Annotated in this window: 2 protein-coding genes; both read left to right on the forward strand. The window is 49.9% G+C overall.

Features of this window, described 5'->3' with window-relative positions; all coding sequences use genetic code 11:
• The coding region (locus tag PG728_RS09270) for a SpaA isopeptide-forming pilin-related protein (RefSeq protein WP_270627267.1) at positions 1–1,457 on the forward strand (1,457 nt) is incomplete at its 5' end.
• Positions 1,457–3,022, forward strand: a complete 1,566-nt coding sequence (locus PG728_RS09275; RefSeq protein ID WP_270627270.1) for a SpaH/EbpB family LPXTG-anchored major pilin — start codon at positions 1,457–1,459, stop codon at positions 3,020–3,022. The genes PG728_RS09270 and PG728_RS09275, both read left to right, overlap by 1 nt.
• Positions 3,023–3,110: the final 88 nt, after the last annotated feature.

A 3,110-nucleotide genomic window follows, 5' to 3' on the forward strand; every position in this document is an offset into this window, starting at 1 on the left:
GTGAGTTGTTGGTTCCTAATGAGGAGTCGAAGAAGGAGTCCTCGATTGTGGTCACCAAGGTTGACCCTACGGCCTCGGATACTGACGCGGGTGCTGGCCGGTTCCTTAAGGGCGCCGAGTTTGGGTTGTTCAAGCAGGCCGGGGATGGTTCTTGGCCGGATACACCCTCAGAGGTTAAAGAGACGAATGTTTCGGGTCAGGTTGAGTTTACTGGTCTTGCTGGTGGGGTTTACCGGGTGAAGGAGCTCAAGGCCCCTGCCGGGTATTTTGTGGACCCGAATGCGCAATATGAGTTTGTGGTTGATGATTATCGGGCGCAGCAGTTTACTTGGACGGCGAATAATAAGCCTTCTCGTTTGCGGGTGTTTAAGTTTGAGCCGTTGGTTAGGGGGGTTTCTTCTGATGCTGCGGATAAGGTAGCGAGTGAGAATAAGGGCGCGGTTAAGCGGCCTGGTTTGGTTGCTGACACTTTCGATGTGGTAATCCCCCTTGAAGGCGCTAGTTTTACCTTGTTTGAAGAGGACGAGACTACCGAGGTCGCTGCCGGTCTTACTACTGGTGATGATGGCCTGGTGGAGCTTCCGGCTGGGGTGAAGCTGGATCCGGACAAGGTCTATAAGCTGAAAGAGGTTCAGGCTCCTAAGGGGTATGTGGCGAAGTCTAACGCGGTGTCGGTTAGGGTTTCGGATTATGCTTTGCTTGATGGGTTTACTGGTTTGATTACTTTGGAGGTTCCTAATAGTAAGGACACTGGTAGGGTCACGGTTTCGAAACTATCGAAAGAAACTGGTAAGGCCCTAAAGGGCGCGGAGTTCACTTTGACCAAGCCCGACGGAACCAGGGAGACGCTTACTACTAATGAGGTTGGCCTCGCGACGTTTACGGGTTTGACTTTGGGTGCGAAATATACGGTTCAGGAGACTAAGGCTCCGGATGGTTATCGCTTGGAAGAGAATAACCCGGCATGGGAGGTTTCTCCTACGGGTGATAATCCCTCGTTTACGTTTGTGCGTTATAACCAGCGCGCCGAGGTAGAGATTGCGCTTAACAAGGTCTCGGATAAGGGCGACCCCATGGAGGGGGTAGGGTTTGACCTGTACCGTGAGGGCGTGCCTGGGGTCGAGCAGACCCTGACTACTGGGGCGGATGGGAAGGTTAGGTTTAAGGTTTTGCCGAATCAAAAGTACATCTTGAAGGAGACGGCCACGGTGAGGGGGTATGCGTTGCTTCCTCAGCCGGTTGTTTTCATGGTTGATGGTTCGGGTAAGGTTAAGGTTATTTCTGGAAAGGGGAGTGTGAATACTGTTACCGGCGGGGATAAGTCCTTGACGGTTGTTAATTATCCCGAGGGACGGTTGCCTTTGTCTGGGTTGGCGGGGTCTTTGCAGGTGTTACTGGCAGGGGTCTTGCTGCTCGGGGTGGCTGTTGGGGTTACTTTATTTGAAAGGAAAAAGTGATGAGTTTAAGGAAACGTTTGTTTGGTTTAGCGACCGCTTTAGCGGTCGGCTTGCTAGGCCTGGCGGGTGTTGGCGGCGCTAGTGCTGCGATTGCGGAGTGGAATTCGCTTACGGTGCATAAGTATCTGGGTGCTACTAGTAGTTTGCCTCATGATGGCACCGCGCTTACCGAGGAGCAGCTTAAGACCTTGACTTCGCAGAAGCCTTTGCAGGGTGTGAAGTTCAAGCTATATCAGGTTGAGGGCGTTGATGTTAATACTAACGATGGGGTAGAGGTTGCTTCCAAGATTGGGAACATGACCCTGCCAGCCGACGTGGTAGAAAAAGGCATCGAACTTGATGGTAAGAAGTACACTTTAAAGGCTGCTAACCCGGCTGAGATGACTACTGATAAAAAGGGCGAAGCGCGGTTTACGGTTGAGAACAAAGGTTTGGATAATGGTGTTTATGTAGTGGTTGAGGATTTAGCTGGCTCTGGTAACCTTAAGACTTCTGATGACACTGCTGTTGATAAGGCTAAGGTGACTCCGGCGGCTCCGTTCGCGGTTTCTATGCCGATGACCAAGCCTGATGGCACTGGTTTGAACAAGGATGTTCATGTTTATCCGAAGAACCAGGTTAATGAGTTAGACAAGACGGTTAAGGACGCGGGTAAGAACGTTGGTGATGATATCGTTTACACGATTTCTACTACTTCTACCGGTGCTGATACTAACGGTGACGGCAAAATGGATAGCAAGGATCTGGGCGGGGTTTACGAGATTGTTGATACTTTAGATCCTAACCTGACTTATAAGTCGGTCACCGTAAAAGTAAAAGGTCAAGCGGTTAATGCCGATGAGAATGGTTATACGCTTACTAAAGAGCAAACTGGTGATCCTAAGCAGGATAAGGTGACGGTATCGTTTAAGGGTACTACTTTGGATACTATCGCTGCTGGCGCGAAGGTTGAGCTAGAACTTATTGCTACTGTGAAGCAGAATTCTGATAATGGCGTGATTCCTAACCAGGCCAAGCTCTACCCGAACGATTGGGCTAAGAAGCACGATAAGCCGGTTGATTCTCCTAAGGTTGAAACCAAGTTCGGCGATATTGTAATCAAGAAGGTTAATAAAGATGACGGCGCCTTAAAGGGTGCTGTTTTCACTGTTTACCTAGATAACTCTGAGAAGAAGGATTGTTCTAGTTATGACACTGAAATCAAGACCTCTGAGGAAACCGGCGAGAATGGTTTGGTTAGTATCAAGGGTCTGCATTTGACTAACTTTGTTGATGGCAAAGAGGTAGCTGAAGGCGAGCAGCATCCTTATTGTTTGGTAGAGACACAGGCTCCGGCTGGTTACCAGAAGCTACCGCAACCGATTAAGTTCTCTTTGACCAAGGCAGGCACGGTTACCGACCTGACTACCGCGGTCGAAAATGATGGCAGCCTGGTCAAGATTACTAACTATAAGAACCCGGGCCTGCCGCTTACCGGTGCTCAGGGGATTCTCCTGGTGTCGGTGCTGGGCTTGATTCTAGTGTCCGCGGGCGTGGTACTAACCGTTAAACGCCGCAAGGACTAACCAAACAGGTAAAGGATTACAAAAAATAAAGTAACCCCGAACCCGTAAATACTAAAAGAAATAACCCCCAAACGGTTTACCGCCCCCC

It is taken from the genome of Varibaculum timonense, assembly GCF_027694345.1.
Taxonomy (GTDB): domain Bacteria; phylum Actinomycetota; class Actinomycetes; order Actinomycetales; family Actinomycetaceae; genus Varibaculum; species Varibaculum timonense_A.

Coding starts and splice junctions, on each gene's coding strand:
- PG728_RS09275 (WP_270627270.1), top strand. CDS start 1,457: ATGAGTTTAAGGAAACGTTTGTTTGGTTTAGCGACCGCTTTAGCGGTC.